Source organism: Synechococcus sp. PROS-9-1 (genome assembly GCF_014279775.1).
Lineage (GTDB): Bacteria > Cyanobacteriota > Cyanobacteriia > PCC-6307 > Cyanobiaceae > Synechococcus_C.
In genome coordinates, this window is sequence record NZ_CP047961.1 from 990,837 (window position 1) to 1,013,298 (window position 22,462).

At 51.1% G+C, this 22,462-nt stretch carries 20 protein-coding genes; 16 read left to right on the plus strand and 4 right to left on the minus strand.

What is annotated here, in order from left to right; all coding sequences use genetic code 11:
* Positions 1–9: 9 nt before the first annotated feature.
* The gene (locus SynPROS91_RS05280) at positions 10–651 is read right to left on the minus strand and encodes an ABC transporter ATP-binding protein (RefSeq protein WP_186519019.1); all 642 of its coding nucleotides are present in this window, start codon (positions 649–651) and stop codon (positions 10–12) included.
* A gap of 107 nt (positions 652–758) precedes the next feature.
* Here SynPROS91_RS05280 and SynPROS91_RS05285 point away from each other — a divergent pair, with 107 nt between their 5' ends.
* The 6 genes from SynPROS91_RS05285 (at position 759) to SynPROS91_RS05310 (ending at position 7,308) form a co-directional block, all read left to right on the plus strand.
* Positions 759–1,208 (plus strand): DUF3531 family protein, encoded by a 450-nt coding sequence (locus SynPROS91_RS05285; RefSeq protein WP_186519021.1) that lies wholly within the window; start codon positions 759–761, stop codon positions 1,206–1,208.
* A 134-nt stretch (positions 1,209–1,342) separates the two neighbouring features.
* The gene (rpsB, locus tag SynPROS91_RS05290) at positions 1,343–2,059 is read left to right on the plus strand and encodes a 30S ribosomal protein S2 (RefSeq protein ID WP_006852470.1); all 717 of its coding nucleotides are present in this window, start codon (positions 1,343–1,345) and stop codon (positions 2,057–2,059) included.
* An 85-nt stretch (positions 2,060–2,144) separates the two neighbouring features.
* A complete protein-coding gene (tsf, locus tag SynPROS91_RS05295) occupies positions 2,145–2,801 on the plus strand; it encodes a translation elongation factor Ts (RefSeq protein WP_186519023.1) in 657 nt (218 codons plus the stop codon).
* A 2-nt stretch (positions 2,802–2,803) separates the two neighbouring features.
* Positions 2,804–3,979 carry a hypothetical protein gene (locus tag SynPROS91_RS05300; RefSeq protein ID WP_186519024.1) on the plus strand — a complete coding sequence of 392 codons (1,176 nt, stop codon included), beginning with the start codon at positions 2,804–2,806 and terminating at the stop codon, positions 3,977–3,979.
* Positions 3,943–6,477, plus strand: a complete 2,535-nt coding sequence (gene recG / locus SynPROS91_RS05305; protein ID WP_186519496.1) for an ATP-dependent DNA helicase RecG — start codon at positions 3,943–3,945, stop codon at positions 6,475–6,477. The genes SynPROS91_RS05300 and recG overlap by 37 nt, the downstream gene beginning before the upstream one ends.
* A gap of 87 nt (positions 6,478–6,564) precedes the next feature.
* Positions 6,565–7,308: a M15 family metallopeptidase gene (locus SynPROS91_RS05310; RefSeq protein ID WP_186519026.1), complete on the plus strand. Its 744-nt coding sequence runs from the start codon at positions 6,565–6,567 to the stop codon at positions 7,306–7,308.
* Here SynPROS91_RS05310 and SynPROS91_RS05315 read toward each other — a convergent pair.
* Positions 7,292–9,049: an NADPH-dependent assimilatory sulfite reductase hemoprotein subunit gene (locus SynPROS91_RS05315; RefSeq protein WP_186519498.1), complete on the minus strand. Its 1,758-nt coding sequence runs from the start codon at positions 9,047–9,049 to the stop codon at positions 7,292–7,294. The two genes, SynPROS91_RS05310 and SynPROS91_RS05315, sit on opposite strands and share 17 nt — an antisense overlap.
* A 128-nt stretch (positions 9,050–9,177) precedes the next feature.
* On the opposite strand from SynPROS91_RS05315, the gene glyS reads away from it, so the two are divergent.
* Entirely contained in the window at positions 9,178–11,337 is a 2,160-nt protein-coding gene (gene glyS, locus SynPROS91_RS05320) for a glycine--tRNA ligase subunit beta (protein WP_186519028.1), read from the plus strand.
* Between the two features lie 15 nt (positions 11,338–11,352).
* Here glyS and chlP read toward each other — a convergent pair whose 3' ends face one another.
* Positions 11,353–12,741, minus strand: coding sequence for a geranylgeranyl reductase (gene chlP / locus SynPROS91_RS05325; protein WP_186519030.1), 1,389 nt, complete (start codon positions 12,739–12,741; stop codon positions 11,353–11,355).
* Between the two features lie 100 nt (positions 12,742–12,841).
* Here chlP and SynPROS91_RS05330 point away from each other — a divergent pair, with 100 nt between their 5' ends.
* The 9 genes from SynPROS91_RS05330 to SynPROS91_RS05370 all read left to right on the plus strand — a co-directional run bounded on the left by SynPROS91_RS05330 (position 12,842) and on the right by SynPROS91_RS05370 (position 21,435).
* Positions 12,842–13,609, plus strand: coding sequence for a M15 family metallopeptidase (locus SynPROS91_RS05330; RefSeq protein WP_186519032.1), 768 nt, complete (start codon positions 12,842–12,844; stop codon positions 13,607–13,609).
* Between the two features lie 845 nt (positions 13,610–14,454).
* Positions 14,455–16,257, plus strand: coding sequence for a translational GTPase TypA (gene typA, locus SynPROS91_RS05335; protein ID WP_186519034.1), 1,803 nt, complete (start codon positions 14,455–14,457; stop codon positions 16,255–16,257).
* Positions 16,254–16,613 (plus strand): DUF309 domain-containing protein, encoded by a 360-nt coding sequence (locus tag SynPROS91_RS05340; RefSeq protein WP_186519036.1) that lies wholly within the window; start codon positions 16,254–16,256, stop codon positions 16,611–16,613. The genes typA and SynPROS91_RS05340 overlap by 4 nt, the downstream gene beginning before the upstream one ends.
* A gap of 24 nt (positions 16,614–16,637) precedes the next feature.
* Entirely contained in the window at positions 16,638–17,099 is a 462-nt protein-coding gene (locus SynPROS91_RS05345) for an LptA/OstA family protein (protein ID WP_255439955.1), read from the plus strand.
* The gene (gene lptB, locus SynPROS91_RS05350; protein ID WP_186519038.1) at positions 17,096–17,824 is read left to right on the plus strand and encodes an LPS export ABC transporter ATP-binding protein; all 729 of its coding nucleotides are present in this window, start codon (positions 17,096–17,098) and stop codon (positions 17,822–17,824) included. Before SynPROS91_RS05345 ends, lptB begins: the two co-directional genes overlap by 4 nt.
* The gene (locus tag SynPROS91_RS05355; protein WP_186519040.1) at positions 17,821–18,999 is read left to right on the plus strand and encodes an LptF/LptG family permease; all 1,179 of its coding nucleotides are present in this window, start codon (positions 17,821–17,823) and stop codon (positions 18,997–18,999) included. The genes lptB and SynPROS91_RS05355 overlap by 4 nt, the downstream gene beginning before the upstream one ends.
* A 57-nt stretch (positions 19,000–19,056) precedes the next feature.
* Positions 19,057–19,974, plus strand: a complete 918-nt coding sequence (ccsB, locus tag SynPROS91_RS05360; protein WP_255439957.1) for a c-type cytochrome biogenesis protein CcsB — start codon at positions 19,057–19,059, stop codon at positions 19,972–19,974.
* 439 nt (positions 19,975–20,413) lie between these two features.
* Entirely contained in the window at positions 20,414–20,608 is a 195-nt protein-coding gene (locus tag SynPROS91_RS05365) for a hypothetical protein (RefSeq protein WP_186519042.1), read from the plus strand.
* Between the two features lie 524 nt (positions 20,609–21,132).
* Entirely contained in the window at positions 21,133–21,435 is a 303-nt protein-coding gene (locus SynPROS91_RS05370; RefSeq protein ID WP_186519044.1) for a DUF3104 domain-containing protein, read from the plus strand.
* 149 nt (positions 21,436–21,584) lie between these two features.
* On the opposite strand, the gene SynPROS91_RS05375 is transcribed toward SynPROS91_RS05370, so the two are convergent.
* Positions 21,585–21,818 carry a hypothetical protein gene (locus tag SynPROS91_RS05375; RefSeq protein WP_186519045.1) on the minus strand — a complete coding sequence of 78 codons (234 nt, stop codon included), beginning with the start codon at positions 21,816–21,818 and terminating at the stop codon, positions 21,585–21,587.
* Positions 21,819–22,462: the final 644 nt, after the last annotated feature.

The following is a 22,462-nucleotide window of genomic DNA, read 5'->3' on the forward strand; positions in this document are numbered from 1 at the left end:
GTTTGTTCATCACAGCGGCAATGGTGACAGAGCGTGGAGACGTCCCTCTCTCAAGCTCCAATGGTTTCCGCTCCACTCTTCAAAGAGATCCGGTTCATGGGTCACCACGATGAGTAACCGATCTGTGGCGAGATCTTGAAGTAATTCGAGCACTTCGGAACGCACAGACCAATCAAGACCAGCGGTTGGTTCATCCAACAGCAACACGTCTGGGCGGCGCAGCAACTGCACGGCTAAGGCAAGGCGTCGTTGTTGCCCTCCGCTCAAGCGTTCTGGGGCCTGTCGCAGATCCACATCGCCTAGCCCTACTCGCCTCAGCACATTGCTTCGCTCCTCACTCGTAAGCCGTTTGTGGCCAAGTTTTAATTCCTGAGACACGTTTAATCCCAGAAAGTGCCGTTCAGGAAACTGAAACACCACGCCACAGAGCCAACGCCTTTGCCGTCGCGTGAGCGCTTGTTGATTCCAGTGGATTGAGCCCTTCTGTGCTCCCGCTAAGCCACTGATGACTTCGAGCAAGCTCGTTTTGCCACTGCCGCTATTGCCTGAGATCAACACCGGCTCGCCTGGCGATGCTTTGAGGTTGATGTCGTTGAGGACCACGCCTTCTGACGTCGCCGGCCGGAATTGAATGTCGTTCAGCTCCAGCATGGGGCTCAGATGCTTCTGTTGATTGCAGTGCTGTGTTCAGCATGATTGATCATGATCATGGCCGATCTCTTTTGAGACAGCGATGATGCGAAGGTCTCCAATAGGCCATGCACGTTCGTTTTCGAGAGGTTGATCCGTTTAATTGCTGGGTGTGGCTTCGATTTAGTGAAATTCCTGGTCAAGGGGAGCGAAATTATGTGGATGGCATCTTTGACAGCTGGTATGTGATCGGTCGGCTTGGTGGCTTCAATGCCGAGAACCTTCAGGTGCATGAAGAAGCCGAGGACCTGAGCTTCATGAGTTACGACAACGACGATGCCTCCTCAGCGATGCCGGCCTTGATGCACAACATGGGTCAGCTGGAGTACCACGAGGAGTGGGCTCGCTGCTGGTTGGATTTGGGCACCAGTGACGGCATTGCTCTAGACGTTTTAATCAACGCTTTGAAGCAACTCAACTCTGATGTTGTGAAGCTGGATCAATTGCTGATCGGTGGCGTCAATGAAGATTGGCCCGTTGAGGATCACCCTGACAGCGTGTTCCCAAACATGAACTGACTCTTTGTTAAATTAAGGCGTCCTATTCACCCCGCACACCTGTCCGTTTCGGGTGCTGGATGTTGTGCTCTGAGTTTTTGCTCACCACACGCCATACCTGACAGGTGGAGGCGAACCCGAAACCCTAAACAAACATGGCTGTCGTCACTCTCGCCGAGATGATGGAAGCTGGTGCCCACTTTGGTCACCAGACCCGTCGTTGGAACCCCAAGATGTCGCGCTACATCTACTGCGCGCGCAACGGAGTTCACATTATTGATTTGGTGCAGACAGCTGTCTGCATGAACAACGCCTATAAGTGGGTGCGTTCAGCTGCGCGTAGCGGCAAGCGTTTCCTCTTCGTTGGCACCAAGAAGCAGGCGTCTGAAGTTGTGGCTCAAGAAGCCCTTCGCTGCGGATCGTCCTACGTGAACCAGCGCTGGTTGGGCGGAATGCTCACCAACTGGACCACGATGAAGGCCAGGATTGATCGTCTCAAAGACCTTGAGAGGATGGAATCGAGTGGTGCCATCGCGATGCGCCCCAAAAAAGAAGGTGCGGTTCTGCGTCGTGAACTCGAGCGTCTGCAGAAGTACTTGGGTGGTCTCAAGAACATGCGTCGGATTCCCGATGTCGTGGTGCTTGTGGATCAGCGCCGTGAAACCAACGCAGTGCTTGAGGCTCGCAAGCTCGACATCTCGTTGGTTTCGATGTTGGACACCAATTGCGACCCTGACTTATGTGAGGTGCCTATTCCTTGCAACGATGACGCGGTCCGTTCGATTCAGCTGGTGTTGAGCCGTTTGGCTGATGCGATCAACGAAGGTCGTCATGGCGGCCAGGATGGCCGTGGCGATGATGGCCAGGGCTGATCATCTGCCCTAGATGCTTAGTTTTCGCCGCTGCGTGCTCATAGCCGTAGCGGCATTCTCATAGACCCCCCACTTAATTCACCTCATGGCGGCCGTTTCAGCCAAGCTGGTTAAAGAACTGCGCGACAAAACTGGCGCAGGGATGATGGATTGCAAGAAAGCCCTGGGAGAAACCAGCGGTGATACGACGAAAGCCATTGAATGGCTTCGTCAGAAAGGCATCGCAAGTGCCGAAAAGAAATCAAGTCGTGCAGCTGCAGAAGGAGCGATTGGCAGTTACATCCACACGGGTGCTCGCGTGGGTGTGTTGCTAGAGCTCAACTGTGAGACTGATTTCGTCGCCCGTGGTGATCTCTTCCAGGGATTGCTTCGCGACGTGTCGATGCAAGTTGCAGCTTGCCCCAACGTGGAATACGTCAGCACCGACGACATTCCTCAAGACATCATTGATCGTGAGAAATCGATCGAAATGGGTCGCGATGATCTGGATGGCAAGCCAGATCAGATGAAGGCCAAGATTGTCGAAGGACGCATCGGCAAACGTTTGAAGGAATTGTCCTTGTTGGATCAACCTTTCATTCGTGACAGCTCAATGTCCGTGACCGATTTGGTCAAGGAAGTGGCTGGAAAAATTGGTGAAAACGTCAAGGTTCGTCGCTTTACCCGATACACCCTTGGTGAAGGCATTGAAATCGAGCAGGTCGACTTTGCTACGGAAGTGGCATCGATGACAAACAGCTGATTTTGACGGCTGAGACTCACTCCACGAGCGGTTACGCCCCCAAGGAACAGTTGCGTCGGCTTCAAAAACGATGCCGACGTCTGGCTCCTTTGCTGTATCGAGAGCAAGCGCTTTATCTACAACTTCTCCGCAACCTCTTGTTGCCTAGCGTTCGCAATGCCCTCGGTCATCTCTTGTGTGAACGGGGACAGCGATTATCGCGGATGTCTTCGGAGCAACAGGCTGAACTTCAGCAGACTTTTGATGGACTGATACAACGCTGCTCCAGCCTGATGACTGTTGAGCAGCTCATGGATCTCGCCAGGCGTCTTCAGAAAGAAGCATCGGAGTTTCGCCAACAAGCCCAACGCGAGGTGAGCCAGTCTCTTCAGGCTGATGCTGAGAGTGAACCGCAAGAGATCAATCGTGGCGGGATTGAGTTGAGCCTTAGCCCTCCCATTGAGCATCCCGATCTTCTGGAGGGTTTGCTTCCAAGAATGGATGCTGCTGTGGTTGAGGACCCATCCATTGAGCCTGTGGAAGAACCGCCTCAGCCTGTTCAAGATCCGATTGATTCTGAGTCTTCTGCCGACGGCACGACGGCTGACTTTGATCTGTTGCGTTCCTTGTTTTTGATGGCTGGTGAGGCCATGCAGCAGGGTGATTCGACTAGCGAACCAGTGAGTTTTGAATCCGATGCCTCTCGACTTGGTGCATCCGTTGTCCCAGCAAATCAGCTGGAGGAGGAATTGCTCCCCTCGATGCCTGTTGAGTTATTGAACTGGCTTGACGGACAGGACGCTGCCTTAAGCCGCAGGATTCGAAATTTGTCCCATGCCCTCAATGTTGAGTTGCTGAGAGCAGGTTTGGTGAGCAGCCTTCTTCCCACCACGCTTCTTGATGCTGCGATCGCTGGACAGCTGCAGGCGCTTCCATCGCCCTCGAATCTTTTACGGCTCAAGCTTCCCTTGCCCATTCCCTCTCAAGATCAGTCGTTGGACATCCTCAGCGTTTTGGTGAGGTCCGCTGATCTTGAATATGACAACGGTTCGCTTCGGCATAGCCGGTACCGATTGCGCCAACATCGCAGCAATCTGCTCACAATGGTGCAGCAGCAGCGGCATTGGCAAAGCCGTCTTACCAGTCTGGAGGTGCAGAGTCAGTGGTGGCCCAATCCGCCGACGACAGCTCAGGACTGACCCCGGCGTTGGATCGTCAGGGCTTGGAATGTTTTCTTGTCTGGCTTCGCCCGCTGCAGCAGTCCCTCTCCTTAGAAGCGGATAAGGGATTTCTCGATCTTCAAGGTCGTCATGAACGGTTTCATACCTTCTTGAGCCGCCAATTGGCAACGCCACCCCCGGTGACTTTGCCCAATGACAGCTTGGTGCGTCTGCAGGCTTTAGCAACTGACTTTGCTGCGTATCCCGAACTCGGTGATGCCGGTCGCCGCAGGCTCGTCACTGGTACGCGGCAGTGGCTTCACGGTTTGCGCGCTCGCCTGGAGCCATCGGCACCGATGGCCGCCCCGCGGATCAGGGTCTCGCCGTCTCCAGAGGCTTCCGGTGGATCTGCTGCCTTACCTTTCACGCTCGATTTGGAGTCACCGCTTGCCAGGGTTCATGGGATTGGTCCCAAGTTGGCGGAACGTCTAGCAAGCCTGGGTCTGCTTGTCGTTCGGGATTTGATTCAGCACTACCCGCGCGACTACGTCGATTACTCCGCCTTACGCAGAATTGAGGCGTTGGAGGCTGGAGAAACCGCAACGATTGTGGCCACGGTGCGTCGATCCCATGGATTCACCAGTCCTCGCAACCCCAATCTTTCGATTATTGAGTTGCAGCTTCAAGACCCCACCGGTCGCATCAAGGTGACGCGATTTTTGGCAGGGAAACGATTTAGTAATCCTGCGTACCTGCATGGCCAGACCCGTCAGTACCCCGCTGGCGCCACCGTGGCGGTGAGTGGTTTGGTCAAAAGTGGGCCGTATGGCGTCAGCTTTCAAGATCCCATCATTGAGGTGATGGAGAGCGCCAACGCACCGTTGCGTTCTCGCCAGATCGGCCGGTTGTTGCCTGTGTACCCCCTCACCGAAGGGCTCACTGCCGATCGTTTCCGAAGCTTGGTGGAAGCGGTTTTGCCCGCTGTTCGTCTTTGGCCTGACCCCCTGCCTGCGTCGCGCCGTGAAGCGCGAGGCTTGCTGGCTCGCGATCAAGCGTTGGTGGCCATCCATCGACCGGAAACCAGTGAGCAACTGCAGCAAGCGCGTCATCGCTTGGTGTTTGACGAATTCCTACTCCTTCAGCTCAGCTTGATGCAACGCAGAGCCGCCCTGCGTCAGCGCTCAGCGCCTGTGCTCCTTGGGGGCTTGGAAAGCGATGGATTGGTCGGTCGCTTTCTGTCTCTTCTCCCGTTTGAACTCACGGGTGCTCAGAAGCGGGTGCTCTCGGACATTGAACAGGATCTGGAGCGCCCCGAACCGATGGCGCGGCTCGTACAAGGGGATGTGGGAAGCGGAAAAACCGTTGTGGCAATTGCTGCTCTGCTGCGTGCGGTGGAAGCTGGGTGGCAAGGAGCCTTGATGGCGCCAACAGAGGTTTTGGCCGCGCAGCACTACCGCAGTCTGTGTAGTTGGTTGCCTCCACTGCACGTCAGCGTCGAGCTGCTTACTGGTTCAACCTCACGTCGCAGCCGACGGCAAATTTTGAGCGATCTCTCCGGTGGCACCTTGCGCATTCTTGTGGGAACCCACGCCCTCTTGGAGGATCCAGTCGAGTTCGAACGTCTGGGATTGGTGGTGGTTGATGAGCAACATCGCTTTGGAGTGCGTCAACGCAACCGTCTTCTCGACAAGGGACTGCAACCCCATTTGCTCACGATGACCGCCACACCGATTCCGCGAACCTTGGCGCTTTCGCTCCATGGTGATCTCGACGTGAGTCAGATCGATGAACTACCTCCGGGTCGAACGCCGATTCGCACCAAGGTTGTGAAGAGCTCTGAGCGTGAGGAGGCCTATCAACTCATTCGTGAACAGGTGCTTCAGGGGCAGCGCATTTATGTGGTGCTTCCCTTGGTGGAGGAATCAGAAAAGGTTGATCTGCGTTCAGCGGTTGATGTGCATCGTCAGCTCTCGGAGGAGGTGTTTCCAGAGTTCAATGTTGGTCTGCTGCATGGCCGATTAGCCAGTGCTGAGAAGCAGGCCGTGATTGCTGATTTTGCTGGCGGTGCCACGCAGATTTTGGTCTCTACAACCGTGGTGGAAGTGGGGGTGGATGTTCCTGAAGCCAGTGTGATGGTGATTGATCATGCCGATCGGTTTGGCTTGGCTCAGTTGCACCAGTTGCGGGGAAGGGTGGGCCGTGGAGCAGCTGCGTCTTACTGCTTACTCGTGAACGACAGCCGTAATCCTTTGGCCAGACAACGCCTTGAAGTTTTAGTCCGTTCCAATGATGGATTTGAGATTGCTGAGATGGACCTTCGCTTTCGAGGTCCTGGTCAGGTGCTGGGTACCCGTCAATCGGGTTTGCCCGATTTGGCGCTCGCCAGCCTGGCGGACGATGGCTCTGTCTTGGAGGAAGCCAGGGATGAGGCGGCGAGCATCCTGAAGGAGGATCCCGACCTCAAGTCTTACGAGCAAATGCGTGAGTTGTTGGAACAGCAACGCAAGCGAGCTGCAGCAGCTGTGCAACTCAATTAGCTATGCATTGGATCAACAGCGCATGCGCGATGCGTCGCCACTAAGAAACTGGCAATCTGCTGACAGCGTTTTCATTGTCTTTTCACCATGCAGCGTCCATGGCATTCGGTCTCGATTGACGATTGCGGTGAATCCTTGCGACCGCTGCGCTCTGTGCTGACCTGCATGGAGCCACATCCCTATGTGTCATTGGGGGCGCCCTACGGGAATGGAGCAGACCCCTTTTGTCTTCGTCAAGGAGTGAGGAGCCGTTTGCTCGCTGCTCAAGTTCATCTTCAAGGAATCACGATGGGGACTGGACTCCACCCACTTCGTTTTGGAATTTTCGATGCTTGGCGTCCTGTGTCCGTTCAAGCCTTCATGGTGAACCACGCCATTGAGCAGGAGTGTGCACGCCAAGGGATTGATCCGGAGGATTCAGAACAGCTGAATCGTTTGGAAAGCGTTCGCTCTGAGGTGGCACGGTTTTGGGCTCCACCAAGTTCTGATTTTTTGATACCGCCGCCCCACAGCACCGGTGCTGCTGTGGATCTCACTCTCATTGATGCAAAGGGCAGCCCCTTGGATATGGGGGGGGAAATCGATGCGATCGGACCGGAGTCTTTGCCGCTTCACCATGCTGATGCAGCAGTGGAGCATCCTGATGGGACCGCTGCTTTATTTCATAGCCGTCGTTGTTTGCTGCATCGTGTGCTGAGTCAGGCGGGATTTGTGCGTCACCCGAATGAGTGGTGGCACTTCAGTTTTGGTGATCAGCTTTGGGCTTGGACCGTTCAAGCAGATCGTGCCATCTATGGACGGGTTCCAGAGTTATTCAGCTTGGAACCTTGAGCATCTCTTGAACGGTGGCATCACCAAGTTTGGTGATGTGTTCGCCAAAGCCACGCCGCCCTCCAGCATCTTTCCAACTCTGAAGCAAGGGTTCGATCGTTGTTTCAAGGTCTTCAAGAGGCATCTTCTGTAGGAACGGACGAGCCAGCTGCTGCAAATTGGCGCTGCCACCTAGCCAGAGCTGATATTGGTTGACGCCGCTTCCTACAAGACCAAGTTCGGCCATGTAAGGACGGGCGCATCCATTTGGGCACCCGGTCATGCGGACAAGAATGGATTTCTTGATCTCTAATTGATTGAGCTGGGAATCCAGTCTTTCAAGTACATCGGGAAGAACTCTTTCCGATTCGGTGACGGCCAGTCCGCAGGTGGGTAAGGCTGGACAGGCAAGGGCATGGCGAACAAGAGGAGGGACCTCTGCTGGCAGTTCAAACCCTAATTCGGCTAGCTCACTTTTAATGGATGATTTTTGACTGGAGCCGATGTTGCAAAGAAGTAAATCTTGATTTGGGGTGAGTCTTATTTCCAACTGATATCTTTCAACAATGGAGCGAATTCCTGCCTTGACCTTTCCTTCAAGCCGGCCGCACATGAAGGGGAGACCCACAAACCATAGCCCTGGCTTTTGGCGGTTCCACCCCAGGTAATCCATTAGTTTTGCAGGTGGTTCATTGATCAAGCTTTTAATTTCTTTTTTGAAATAGTCTTTGATCAAGGTTTCGCAAAACCACTTAATTCCACGATTGTGCAAAAGATATTTCATGCGAGCATGCTTTCTAACTTCGCGATCTCCATGGTCTCTTTGCAACGCCATGATTGATTGCAGTAGGTCAAAGATATTCTCGGCTTCTACATAACCCAAGGGATCGGCGATTCGTGCAAAAGTATCCTCTTGATTATGCGTTCTTCCTAGGCCTCCACCCACATAAACATTGCATCCGCGCATGCTTCCGTTCTTGTTTGTGAATAGAACGAGCCCGATGTCTTGCGTCAGTAGATCGACTGAGTTGTCTCCAGGTACGGTAACGGCAACTTTGAATTTTCTAGGAAGGTATGTATCGCCATAAATTGGTTCATCCTTGCTTCCCGAAAAAATACCTTCATCGAACTGTCGTTCGCGGGCTTTCTTGACAGGCTTTGCGGGCTTGAATCGATAACTAAGGTCACCATCAACCCACATGTCTAAGTAAGAACCCTCAGCTGCTTTTGGGCTCAGTAGATCAGCAATCTCGTCAGCAAGTTTTCTGGCAGCTGGGTATCCATTATTTTCAAATGGAGCTGCTGGTGCCATAACATTTCTATTGATATCACCACAGGCAGCTAGAGTAGATCCCAGATTTTTAATGATTGTGCCAATCACTGTTTTAAGGTCTGCCTTGGGGATGCCATGCATTTGAAAGGCTTGGCGTGTTGTGATGCGTAGTGTTCCGTTTCCGTACTGATTGGAAAGGTCATCGAGAGCCGAAAAAAGTTGTACCGGTACTCTTCCTCCTGGATTCCTAAGGCGAAGCATCATCTGCCAGCACTTAATTTTATCCGTTTTTCTTAATTCTCTATGATTCTGTTGGTAGCTCCCATGAAATTTAAGGAGCTGAACTGCGTCCTCACTAAAGCGAATCTCTTCATTACTCAGCTCTGTTAATAAGGGTTCTCGAAGATGCCCGCTGTAGAGCTTTCGCTTTTCAGCCTTAGACAGAGCTGTGTCGATTGATTCTGTAGGTATTGAAGGGCCATCAAGCATCCGATCACGCCCTGCTTCTTGCGTCCCTGAGGTTGTCGTCAAACCTTCGTTCACGGAATCAAGGGATAGGTCTTTTGAAACTAGCGAAGCGGCTTCCAATACAGTCAATTCCTACATATCCAATCGGCGTGTCCTCAACATTCCTCCTTGAAATCGGTACCGAGGAACTGCCCGCAGAGTTCGTGCACTCGGCACTGAAGCAGCTTCAGCAAATGGTGGTGTCCGATTTGAAGGACCTTCGCTTAAGTCATGGCCAAGTGAGGGTGTCTGGGACGCCAAGACGCCTTGCTGTGGTGGTGGAGTCGTTGATTGATCAACAGCCTGATTTAGAGGAAGAACGCAAGGGACCTCCCGTTAAGCAGGCCCTGGTGGATGGCCAACCTGGTCCGGCTGCTTTGGGTTTTGCCAAGCGTTGCGGTGTGGATCCAGCAGAACTCCAAGCGCGTGATACTCCAAAGGGGCCTTGTTTATTTGCCAGTGTTTGCACCCCAGGTGACACCACCACAACCCTGCTCAATGAGCGCATTCCTGCCTGGATCAATGGCTTGCAAGGCAGGCGATTCATGCGCTGGAGCGATGGCGATCAGCGCTTCAGCCGTCCCGTGCGATGGCTGGTGTCGCTGTATGGATCTGAGCTGATTCCGGTTGCCCTTTCGGCGGCGCAACCACCCGTTCAAAGCGGTCGCTTGAGTCGATCCCATCGTCTCCGCGACAGCACATTGGAGATCGAGCATGCGGATGATTATTTCGATGCCTTAGCGAAGGCAGGAGTGATGGTGGATCGATCCCAACGGGAGCAATTGATTCGCTCAGCGTTGGACAAGGAGGCCACAGCGTGTTCTGCCTCTGTTGATTGTCCTGAAGGTTTGTTTGAAGAATTGGTTGATCTTGTGGAGGCACCCAGGGTGCTGAGTGGGGAGATTGCTGATTGTTATCTCGATTTGCCACCTGAGGTGATTGTCACTGTGATGCAATCCCACCAGCGCTATGTCCCGTTGAAACGGGAGAACGCTCATTACGATCCACTGGCTCTTCAGGCTCGAGACGTCCTGCTGTCCAAGTTTTTGCTGGTGAGCAATGGCCTCGATCGTGCCGACGCAACCATCGTGCGGGGCAATGAGCGAGTGTTGGGGGCCCGCTTGGCTGATGCTGAATTTTTCCTCAATGTGGATCGGAAAAGTCCGAGCGAGGCGCGCCGCGATGCCCTGGATCGCGTCACCTTCGCGAAGGGGCTCGGAAGCCTGCGCGATCGATCTGAGCGGATGTCTTGGATGACTGAGCGATTGATCGAATCGCTCTCTATTCCTTCAGATATTGCCATTCATGCCAAGCGAGCAGCTCACTTCTGCAAACATGATTTGGTGAGCCAGATGGTGGGCGAGTTCCCTGAGCTACAGGGTTTGATGGGTGGCAAATATTTGTTAGAGGAGGGGGAAGATCGCCAGGTCGCCCTTGCAGTGGCTGAGCATTACCAGCCCCGTGGTGCTGGAGATGCTCTTCCCTCCAGCGATGCAGGAGCGCTGTTGGCCCTAGCGGAACGCTTGGAATTGCTACTAAGCATCTATGCCAAGGGCGACCGCCCCAGTGGTTCATCTGATCCTTATGCCCTGCGTCGGGCTGGGAATGGAATTGTTCAGATCCTTTGGGATCGCGGTTGGCGTCTTTCTTTGCAGATCCTGCTTTCCGATGCTGCCTCTTATTGGGCGGAACGATTCCCCTCTTTTGCGGTCCAACCTGAGGCCTTAGTGGCCGACCTGTCGCTGTTATTGCGCCAGCGGATGGTCTCTCAATTTGAGGAGGATGGCTTCCCTGCCGATTTGGTTCAAGCCGTGGCCGGAGAGACCGTTGGCGATACGCGTTTGCTTAGCGATCCAGTGGATGCTCGCGAACGTCTTGTTTTGCTGCATCAGCTTCGTCGCGATGAGCGCCTACAGGCGGTCCAGGCTGTGGTGCAACGAGCTGCAAAACTTGCCGAAAAAGGAGATCTTGGCGTCGATCAGCTCACCCCTTCTGGAGTGGTGGTCTCCGATTTGTTCGAATCAGCAAGCGAAGCGTCTCTATTGCAATCGCTGAACGACCTGTCTCCGCTTGCTCAATCCCGCAATTACACCCAACTTGCAGAAGGGTTGCAGGGTGCTGCGAAAGCGCTGGAGGCCTTCTTTGATGGTCCGCAAAGCGTGATGGTGATGGCGGACAATCTCGATGTCCGCCGCAATCGCCTCAATCTTCTTGGTGTCTTGAAAAATCAGGCATCAGTACTGGCGCAATTTGATTGCATCCAGTCCTGATGCCTCAGCAGGGTTTCAGCCTGCCGTGACCTTGGGGCGCTCTTCCTCAATCTCCGCCTCGCCTTTTTTGGCTGCATGACCAGAGGTCTGCGCTTTGATTGCTTGGGCGGCTTCGTCGGCAAGAAAGTCACCATCGGAGCGACCCACCGCTGAAGGAACGGAGTCGTAGGTCGAGGGGGCCAGGGCTTGACCTCGGAGAAGACTGGCAAGGGTGCGAGCGGTGAGCTTCACCTGCTGCCAGGGATTCATCATCACCACTTTTTTGTACAGATAGCTGTCGAACGTCAGCTTCTGGACGTCTTGGTCATCGCACATTTCGACGAATGCTTCACGGGCAGCATCGGTGCGATAGAAGATCCGTTGAAGAATATCGAGCACAATGTACGTTGCTCCGTACTTGCGGTCCCAACGTTTTAGGTAAGTGTTCTTGATCTCCTTTTCAGTAGGCGTCTGGGTGCCGTTTTTGGAGATTTCAACGATCGCTTCCGCACACATGCGACCACTTTTTGCCGCGAAATAGATGCCTTCTCCAGAACTTTTAGTCACGTAGCCAGCGGCATCTCCCACCAAAGCCATGCGGCCCACCACTCGGCGAGGACGGGGATGCTCTGGGATCGGATGCGCTTCAACCTTGATGACTTCGCCCTTGAACAGGCGCTTACGAGCGCGTTCGCGAATGCCTTTCTGAAGACCTTTGATCAGCGACTGATTTTCCTGCATGGTCCCTGTTCCCACGGCGACATGGTCGTATTTAGGGAACACCCAGGCATAAAAGTCGGGGGACACATCTGTGCCTACGTACATCTCGGCGAGATCTTCGTAGTAAGCCATTTCTTCTGCTGGCAGCTTGATGCGCTCTTGGAACGCAATCGCCACTTTGTAATCACCGGCATCCATCGCTTTCGCGACGCGGGAGTTAGCTCCATCGGCACCAATGATTAAATCCACATCGAGGCTTTTCAGCTCACCGGTGGGCCCGCCTGAGCTGTAGTCGGCGTAGTGAATGGTGTAGGGACCTTGGCGTTTGTCACCCGTGTCGATCTTTTGCACCAAGCCATTGATCAGAGTGGTGCCTAACTCGGCAGCCCGATTGCGCAGGAAAGAGTCGAACACCTCGCGCCGACACATACCTATATAGGCATTGTCGTCGTACCCGAGTGGGTCCAACTTGATATCAACCTCCCGATTGGAGGGTGAAATCATCTTCATGTTCCGAACTTTGCGGTCGATGATCGAATCCGGAAGATCGAATTCTTCAACCATGCAAAGCGGAATCGCTCCCCCGCAAGGCTTGGCGTTATCGAGTTTTCTCTCGAATAACCAGGTCTTGATGCCGGCCCGTGCAAGCACTTCTGCGGCACAGGATCCGCTCGGTCCACCACCGACAACGGCAACTCTCAGCATCTCAGCAAACTCCGCCGGGTCATTGATTTCAAACTAATCACGCATCTTGAAAAGGGCTACTAGGCCCTAGCGGACCCCCTTACGATTGAAACAACACTGCATGATTCCTCTGGGAAGGGTCGTCGCTACTCGCCGAAGCAGCAGGGATGACATTCCTGTTGCCCGTCGCTCAAAACCTGCTCCTCGTCAGCGAAGCAGAGGTTTTGGTGTGTTTTTGGCGTGTCTCCTTGTTGGGGGAGGCAGTTTGGCTGCTGTTTGGTTAGGGCCCGGTTTGCTGGCGCGTCGCTCCTTTTTGTTTTCCTCGGCTCCCGTTCCTGAGGTGGAAGGGATTGAAGCGCCGCCAGATCAAGATGGTCGTCTGCTTGGACACTTTCCTTATGACGAGGCGATTCTCAGCCAACTTGTGACTGTTGAGGCTGGAATTGAATTGCATCAGGATGCAGCCCTTGCGTTGGATTCGATGCGCCGTGCCGCTGCTTCAGATGGCATCGATCTGCGGCTGATCAGTGGCTATCGCTCTCATAACTTGCAGCAGGTGATTTTCTTTGATGTGAAATCTGAAAGAAATCAAACGGCTGAAGAACGGGCCAAGGTTTCTGCTCCGCCGGGCTATTCCGAACACAGCACTGGCTATGCGATTGATCTTGGCGATGGCAGCCGCCCAGATACCAATCTTTCGGTTTCGTTTGAGACGACTCCAGCATTCCGTTGGTTGCAGGATTACGCCGCCAGTTATCACTTCACGTTGTCCTTTCCTGAAGTGAATCCACAGGGTGTGAGCTATGAGCCTTGGCATTGGCGTTTTGAAGGCTCCGCCGATGCTTTGCGTCAATTTGAACCCGCACGTCAGTTGGCTCTTGGTCGCTGAAGGCATCATTTTCCCCAGAATTGCTTTCCCATCTGCTCTTGGCTGCAGATTCGGCTGGTGTCTTGAGTTTCTAGACGCCGACCTCGGCTCGGGTTTATTTCTTCCTATTTCTGAGCCGAACAGGATTCAGCGTTAGTGGTTGGTGATTGCTGATTGATCTCGTTTGGCGCCTGGAGCAGGTCTGTGCCCTTCAAGACATTGGGGAGGGAGCGATCACTCGGTTGTTGCCGATTTTGAGCGTCCGACGGATCTCAACGAAGCTGTAGCGATAGGTCGTGGCGTTTGGGCAGAGGGGATTTTGTTAGCCAGGCCCTCGCCCTAGAGACTTCAGTTTGAAGGTTGCTAATCCAGTGAGCTTGCTTTGGTTCCTTGAGACCTGGGGGCTTGGCTTGGGTGCTGGATCGAGTGAGAGCTGATTTTTATTTGAACTTCAGTTAATTGCTTGACTGGTGCAGGCATCTCCACCTGAACAGATCGAAGTGGTGTGGAGCATCCGCTGAAAGTGGATTTTGGCTGTCGCAATACTCAGTTCAACGTCAAGCCCCAGATAGGGGGGGTATACGCCCTGTGGCATACAGGCATCAAACGTTTTTGCTGGGACCTTTTCGATGAAGACACCCAGATAACTCTGCGGTGGGTTCAGCCTTAAAGCGATGCTCTTTTGGGTTGCTCCCTCTCAGCCGAAGTATGGAAGAGGGAATAAATCGATCACTAACTAGGCTTGACGCGTGGCAGTTTGCGCATCGGGCGCGAAAATCAAGCGTTACAAGTCTCACTTTGAGATAGCATGTCGCGGCTGCGCCTGCGGGCGTTACCAAGTTTCCCTTTATAACGTTACGGACCTCATGAGCGCCCCGAATAAGGCGATTCGCAATATAGCGATCATCGCCCACGTGGATCACGGCAAAACCACTCTCGTGGATGCCCTGCTCAGCCAGTCCGGAATCTTTCGTGACAACGAGGCCGTTCCAACATGCGTTCTTGACTCCAATGATTTAGAGCGGGAACGCGGAATTACTATTCTTTCTAAGAATACTGCTGTCACATATAAAGATACGAGAATCAATATTGTTGATACCCCTGGCCACGCCGATTTTGGTGGAGAAGTTGAGCGTGTGCTCGGCATGGTGGATGGATGTTTGCTGATCGTTGACGCCAATGAGGGGCCCATGCCCCAAACTCGTTTTGTCCTCAAAAAAGCCCTCGAACAGGGTTTGAGGCCGATTGTGTTCGTCAACAAAATTGACCGTGCGCGTGTCGATCCAGAAACGGCTGTTGATAAAGTTCTCGACCTTTTTCTAGAGCTAGGTGCTGATGACGACCAGTGTGATTTCCCCTATTTATTCGGTAGTGGTTTAGGAGGCTTTGCGAAGCCAGATATGAAAACAGAGAGTGATAATGTGCGTCCTCTTTTTGATGCGATTTTGCGTCATGTTCCACCCCCTGTTGGAGATCCTGAAAAGCCACTACAACTTCAAATCACCACCCTAGATTATTCAGATTTCTTGGGCCGGATCATCATTGGACGGGTTCATAATGGTGTTATCAGACAGGGTCAAAAAGCAACTCTTATTAAAGATGATGGCAGCGTGAAAAAAGGCCGCATTATGAAGTTATTAGGTTTTGAAGGCTTGCAAAGAGTAGATATCGAAGAAGCATCTGCAGGTGATCTTGTCGCCGTTGCTGGTTTCGACGATGTCAACATCGGCGAAACGATTGCTTGTCCTGACGAACCAAAAGCGTTACCTCTGATCAAGGTTGATGAGCCTACGCTTCAAATGACCTTTGTGGTCAATGATTCGCCTTTTGCTGGAAAAGAGGGCAAATTTGTCACGAGTCGTCAGCTTCGAGATCGTCTGCAGCGTGAATTGCTCACGAATGTTGCTCTACGGGTCGAAGATACCGATTCTCCTGATCGGTTCTCTGTTTGTGGTCGCGGTGAACTTCATCTCGGAATTTTGATTGAAACGATGCGTCGCGAGGGATTTGAATTTCAAGTAACTCAGCCACAGGTTATTTTCCGCACCATCGACGGCACACCTTGTGAGCCTGTGGAAACACTAGTGATGGATGTTCCTGAAGCTGCTGTTGGTAGCTGCATTGAGAAGCTGGGAACGCGCAAAGGTGAGATGCAAAATATGGAAACCGGCTCTGACAACCGCACGCAGCTTGAATTTGTGGTTCCTTCCAGGGGATTGATTGGTTTCCGTGGTGAATTCATTCGCGCTACTCGCGGAGAAGGAATCATGAGCCATTCATTTTTTGAATATCGTCCGATGTTGGGTGATTTTGATAACCGAAGGAATGGAGTGTTGATTGCATTTGAAGAAGGCACAGCTACCTTCTATGCCCTGAAAGGAGCAGAGGATCGTGGTCAATTCTTTATCACTCCAGGCACTAAGGTTTATAAAGGGATGATTATTGGTGAGAACACTCGTCAGCAAGATATGGAAATCAATATCTGCAAGGCCAAGCAGGTCACCAATATTCGTTCTGCTGGTGCAGATGTTTTGGATTCGCTGCAGTCACCGATTCAGATGACATTGGAACGCGCCTTGGAATACATCGGACCTGATGAAATGCTTGAAGTTACTCCTGATTCCATGCGCTTAAGAAAGTTACCTGCAAAAAAAATGGCTAAGCGTTGAGCGCTCATTTCGATCCTCGATTCCAGCAGGCCGTCGATCTTTTCAATCGACGTTCCTGGTATGAAGCACACGATGCTTTTGAGGAGATATGGCATGAAACGGCTGAACCTGACCGCCGTTTGCTACAAGGAATTCTACAAATTGCAGTTGCTCATGTTCATTTAGAGCGGGGAAATCTCAGAGGTGCAACAATCTTGTTGGGTGAAGGTGTTGGACGTCTTTCTTCTGCAGAACGAGGCGATCTTGGTCTCGATTTGCCCTTGGTTCGAGATCAGGCTCGTTTGCGATTGGAAGCACTTCAGCGACAGACCGATCCTGTCTCACTTCCATTTCCTGAGTTACGTGACCACTCCTAAGTTTCAAGTCCATTGCCTGGGATAATGAAAGTGGACTGTTTTTCCATTCCCGCGCGCACAATGACCACCTGGACTGCCAAACTCTCATCCATTGCTGCCCTGTTGGTTTTTGCTGGTTGTGTTTTTCCTGTACGTGCACAGACAGCTGCAGGTGAAGACAATTTCATTACGATTGAATCGGATATGCAAAGTGCCGACAACATCACGGGTGTTGTGACAGCCATTGGGAATGTTCGGATTGTTTATCCCCCTAGGGGCATAGTCTCAACGTCGCGTCAGGCGCAATACTTCAGCAGGGAAGAGAAACTTGTTTTAAGCGGAGATGTAGATCTGGTGCGGGACGATGGAAACAGTATTCGCGCTGAACGCTTGACGTACAACCTTGATGATGAACATGCTCTTGCGAACCCCATCCCAGGTCAGCAAGTTCAGTCCATCTTGTTGTTAAAGCAGAGTCCTGATGCGCAGACTCCCTTAACGCCATGAGTTTGAGTCTTGATCAGGTCACTCTGACCCTTGGTGGCCGTACCTTGGTTCGCTCCCTTTCGCTCACACTGAAGCCAGGTGAAGTGATTGGTTTGCTCGGACCCAATGGGGCGGGCAAGACCACCAGCTTCAATTTAGTGATTGGGTTATTGCGGCCTGATCGTGGTCAAATCCTTTTGGATGGACATCCCGTCGCGGACCTGTCGATGCCCCAAAGGGCTCGTCTTGGAATTGGCTACTTACCGCAGGAACCTAGTGTCTTTCGTCACTTGACTGTTCAAGAAAATCTTGAACTTGTGTTGGTTCAAAGCGGACTTTCCAAGGTTGATAGTCATCACCGACTCCATCAATTAATCGAGGATTTTCATCTCGAGCCTTTCATTCATCGTTGTGGTTATCAGCTCTCGGGTGGTGAACGCAGACGCTGCGAAGTGGCCCGAGCCCTTGCCGTTGGTTTAGAGGGTCCTCGCTATCTACTCCTCGATGAACCCTTCGCTGGGGTGGACCCATTGGCTGTGGCGGATCTTCAGCAAATGATCCATGGATTACGCGAGCGAGGAATGGGCATCCTTATCACCGACCACAACGTTCGAGAAACCCTTGCCATTACTGATCGGGCTTACATCTTGACCGATGGCAGCATCCTCGCTTCTGGTCGTTCCGATGAAGTAGCCCATGACCCACTCGTTCGACGTCATTATCTTGGGGAGGGTTTCCAGCTGTGATCAATGATCTTTGGATTGAAGCTCAATGTCAGCTTCGTAGGCTTGTTCATCGAATTCCATTAATTGATCGTTGGCTTCTTGGTGAACTGATCGGCCCATTGTTGTTTGCCCTTACAGCATTCACTGTGGTGTCCCTATCGGTAGGGGTGATGTTTGATCTGGTTCGCAAGATTGTTGAATCGAATCTTCCTTGGACGATCGCCATTCAAGTGCTGTTGTTGAAGTTGCCAAGCTTTTTGGTGATTTCTTTCCCAATGGCCACTTTGATGGCATCTCTGCTTGCCTATAGCCGTCTTTCTGCCAATAGTGAACTGACTGCGCTACGAAGCGTTGGCGTGACCGCGAGACGGATGGTTGCACCCGCGATCGCCTTGGCATTGTTGATGACAAGTCTTTCGTTCCTTTTTAACGACGTGATCGTGCCACGAACAAATCGTTCTGCGGAATTCACATTACAACGTGCTCTTGGTAAAGCTATTGCAGCTGAAAAGGGTGACAATATTGTTTATTCTCGCTTTGGCCGAGTGTCCCGTCCTGATGGACGTTCTCGAAAGGGTTTAACCCAATTATTCTATGCACGAGAGTTCAACGAAGGAACAATGATTGGTGTAACTGTTTTAGACTTTTCTCGGTTTGGTTTTACGCAGATGCTTGTTGCTGATAAGGCCAATTGGAATGAGTCTCAGGCCAAGTGGGAGTTTAATGATGGAAAAATTCTTACTTTAACTCCATCAGGAAGTACAACTTCAGCTGACTTTGATCGATACCTCTATCCGCTGAGTCCTTCACCATTACGTATCGCAAAATTACCAAAGGATGCCAACAATATGACCGTATCTGAAGCCATTGAGGCTGAACAACTTTTATCTGATGCTGGTGACCGCAAAGAAGCTCGCAGGCTCAGAGTTCGAATTCAAGAGAAATTCACCGTCCCGATGGCTTGTTTGGTGTTTGGTTTGATCGGATCGAGCCTTGGAGCAAAGCCCAACAGCAGAACGAGCCGTAGTCAGGGTTTTGGTATCAGCGTGGTGCTTATTTTTGCTTACTACGTGTTGAGTTTTAGTTTTAGTTCCCTCGGTGTTAAAGGCACCTTGGCTCCCCTTTTGGCGGCTTGGGGGCCTGTATTGATTTCTCTTGCAGGAGGTGGAGTGTTGTTGCGGCAGGCCAGCCGGTAACCAAACGCGTCAGAATCAAGTTGTTTAACGGTGAAGTGGTTCATGGAGTTGGCTGGGATGGATCCGGTTCTTGGGCTCGGATTGTTTGCTTTCGCCCTTTTGCTGTTGGCCTTACCGCTCTCCTTCTGGAAAGTGAGCTCAGAAAAGACGTCTGGCCTTGTGACGCTGTTGATTGCAACGGCCAATCTGGCCTTGACGGCTCAACTCGTTCTTCGTTGGTGGCAGTCGGGGCATTTCCCGATCAGCAACCTCTATGAATCGCTGTGTTTCCTGGCTTGGGCATGCACGCTCACTCAGCTTTTAGTGGAGAGATCCTGGCCAACACCGATTGTTGCGGCGGCGGCGACCCCGATGGGCTTGGGTTGTATTGCTTTTGCGAGCTTTGCGCTTCCTGACCAGTTGCAAGAAGCATCCCCGCTTGTTCCAGCGCTGCGTTCTAGCTGGCTTGTGATGCATGTGAGCGTGATCATGGTGAGTTACGCCGCCCTTTTAGTGGGCTCTTTGTTGTCAGTGGCTGTCTTGGTCACGGATCGTGGTCATGCCTTGGAACTGCGCAGCAGTTCGATTGGAAGTGGAGGGTATCGGCGTGCTGCGCTAGCGACTCCACTAGGCAATGTGGGAAATTCTGAGGTTCAGTTGTCTTCCGTGCAGTTCACTCGGAATGAACTATTGGACAGCCTTAGCTACCGCACGATTACGGTTGGCTTTCTGTTGCTCACCGTTGGGATCATTAGCGGCGCCGTGTGGGCGAATGAGGCCTGGGGTAGCTACTGGAGCTGGGATCCCAAAGAAACCTGGGCACTGATTTGCTGGTTGGTTTATGCGGCGTATTTGCATACACGTTTAAGCAGAGGTTGGCAGGGCAGGCGTCCTGCCCTGGTGGCTAGCGCAGGCTTAATTGTGATCGGTGTTTGTTATATCGGTGTGAATCTTCTTGGTATTGGTCTTCATAGCTATGGATGGTTCTTTGGTTGATTGACTTACCTTTGTAAGCCCTCTATTAAGTTGGCTCCTGTCTTTATTCTAAATCCCCTTATTGTTTTAATAGGCTTAACAGCTAGCCTGGCCAATAGTTCTTGCTAGATATATATTTATTGATGAAATTTGTTTGATAATCTCTTGTTTCTATTTTTACTTTTTAGGGCGTTTGGTTGTTGGTTTAATGTTTTTGTACTGATTTGAGCATGGGAATTGCAAATGGTTTTTCGCGTGACTTGGCTTGACGTCCAGTTTTCTACGTTGTCGCTCAAAGGATATGGGAATGGTGTCAACTAAATAGTATGAAATACTGACATCTTCAGACCCGCACTCAATTCAACCGTGCTAGTTGATACCAGGTCGCTTGATCGACATATTCATTTAATCAATTGGACGCCAACTCTTGTTAAGATGACTATGTTCTTATTTGCTCATCATGACAGACATCACCGATAAGTACGAAAAGTTCAAAGTTCCTTACAGCACAAATGAAAAGCACTCATCTGATGAGTTTGATCCTAAGGAGAATGGTGGATTAGACAATCCAGCAAACCGTCACAATGACAAAGTTCTGGATGATATCTGTGACACCCATCCTGGCTCCCCCATGTGCAAAGTCTTTGATTGCTGATCTGAATCAGTTGATCAGGCAGGCATAGAGAAAGTGCTGCGAGTGGGTCAATGAAAGAGGAGTTCTCACTCGCAGCCTGCTACATCATCCATATTGAGGTTCCAGTGAGGCATTCATAACTTGAATGTCCACTCGTTCTTTCAGGCTATGATACTTTTTGAGGTGATCCTCGATTAATATAGATTGTTTGCCTTTTGATATTAAATCCAATGGTAATTGATGATTCAAAGAGATATTGAGTGATTGACCCCCTCCCTTTTTAAGATACTTATTTTCTTTGTTTCTTTCTTGGGATTGATTGAATTCTGCGTGTTGGTTTTGGGCTCAAGAGCTAGGTGATGTTCTCGTCACTCGTCCCATCTTCTGCATCAGTCGTTACCAATAGGGTTTGCCTTCACCATGATGCGATCTGGCCGAAGCAATGCTCTTCAGGATCTTGGCTTTAGGTTTCCTTTACATTTCGCTATCCAAAGTGGCATTCCCTTGTTGTGTGGGTTAGATCTGTAGAAGAAAGGGCAGAAGTCATGAGTTATGAAGCTAAGGAGCGAATGCCATTTCCGTATGGACAGGTGGCTTATCCAGCCTTTCTGGGTGTAAAGCCCGGTGATTACATCATTGTTAAAGGGGAAAACCAAGTAACTCTCAAGAAAGACCACAGTTGGTGGATGGGACAGGTTATTTCTTGCAAGAAAGAAGCCAGAGATCCTAGTGGTCATCATGTGATTCAAGTTGTTGATGTTGATGATGAGAAGATTAGTTGGGTCAATGTAGATGAAATATCACATGTACTATATGGACTCGATGGATTGTCAAATGATCAATTTTAATTCTACTTTAGTAGATAAAAAAGTTATTGTTTAGAGTATCCTATGGCTTTACTTGACAGGTTTGTAAACGCCTGGGAGGCTAGTTCTTTGCTTGTTTAAGCATCTCTATTCAGTTCATTGATATATTTATTTCTAGTCTAAAGGCTTGCCTATACATAGCGTTCCATGAATTCAGATAGTGTTAGACCTTCTTTTTTGGCGGTATTGCAGCAATCCTTAAAAAGCTCATCATCAGTTTCTGTACGCGCTAAGTCTCGAAATTGTTCGGAAGTGAGCTGCTCAGAATGATTATCTCTGTCGCGCATCAAATCCCATTTGTTACAGAGTGAATCCACCATCTCTTTCCTAGAATAGGGAAGGTTGATTTCGTTCTGCTTTGCCAAATGAAACGACTCCAGTTCATATCCAAATACTAGAGACTAAATGCTTGTTTGGCAGTCATCCCCAGTGTTTTCATTGTTTGGCATGTACTATCTACATGCAGAATGTAAAATAATCTTGTAAGTTATTCTAGATCTACGAGATTATCTAATTTAGGTTATAGCTAAATCTCTGTACAGTCTGCTGATGCGAGTTTCTATAGCGTTGAATTTGAGTTTTCAAATTATTTTCTTTTGTTGTTTGCTAACCAATCATTAATGACGCAATCACTAACTAGCAAGTGTGTCGCAACAATTCATGTCACCGTTCATGCGTGATCTCCATCTTCTTCGTTCATGGTGATCAAGCATGGTACGACGAGATTTTTCAGCCTTAGCAAGGCGTTTGATCAATGCATCGGTGTCATGGGTTGAAAGCTCGCCATCTGAATCCCACTTCATGCAGAGCACACCTTTCTTGGGAGTGTTGTTGTCCATTGAATTTGCCTCATCCATTCAGTCACGGTATGCGCACACAAATCCTTTGCCATGGAGCAAACCTTAAGAAGTCTCGCTTGCGACACTTGCGACGGTTAACAATTTTGGATCCCGTGTCATGTACTTCAGGTTTGAGCTTTTCAGGGTTAGGGGTGGGTTCATGGCAGCCC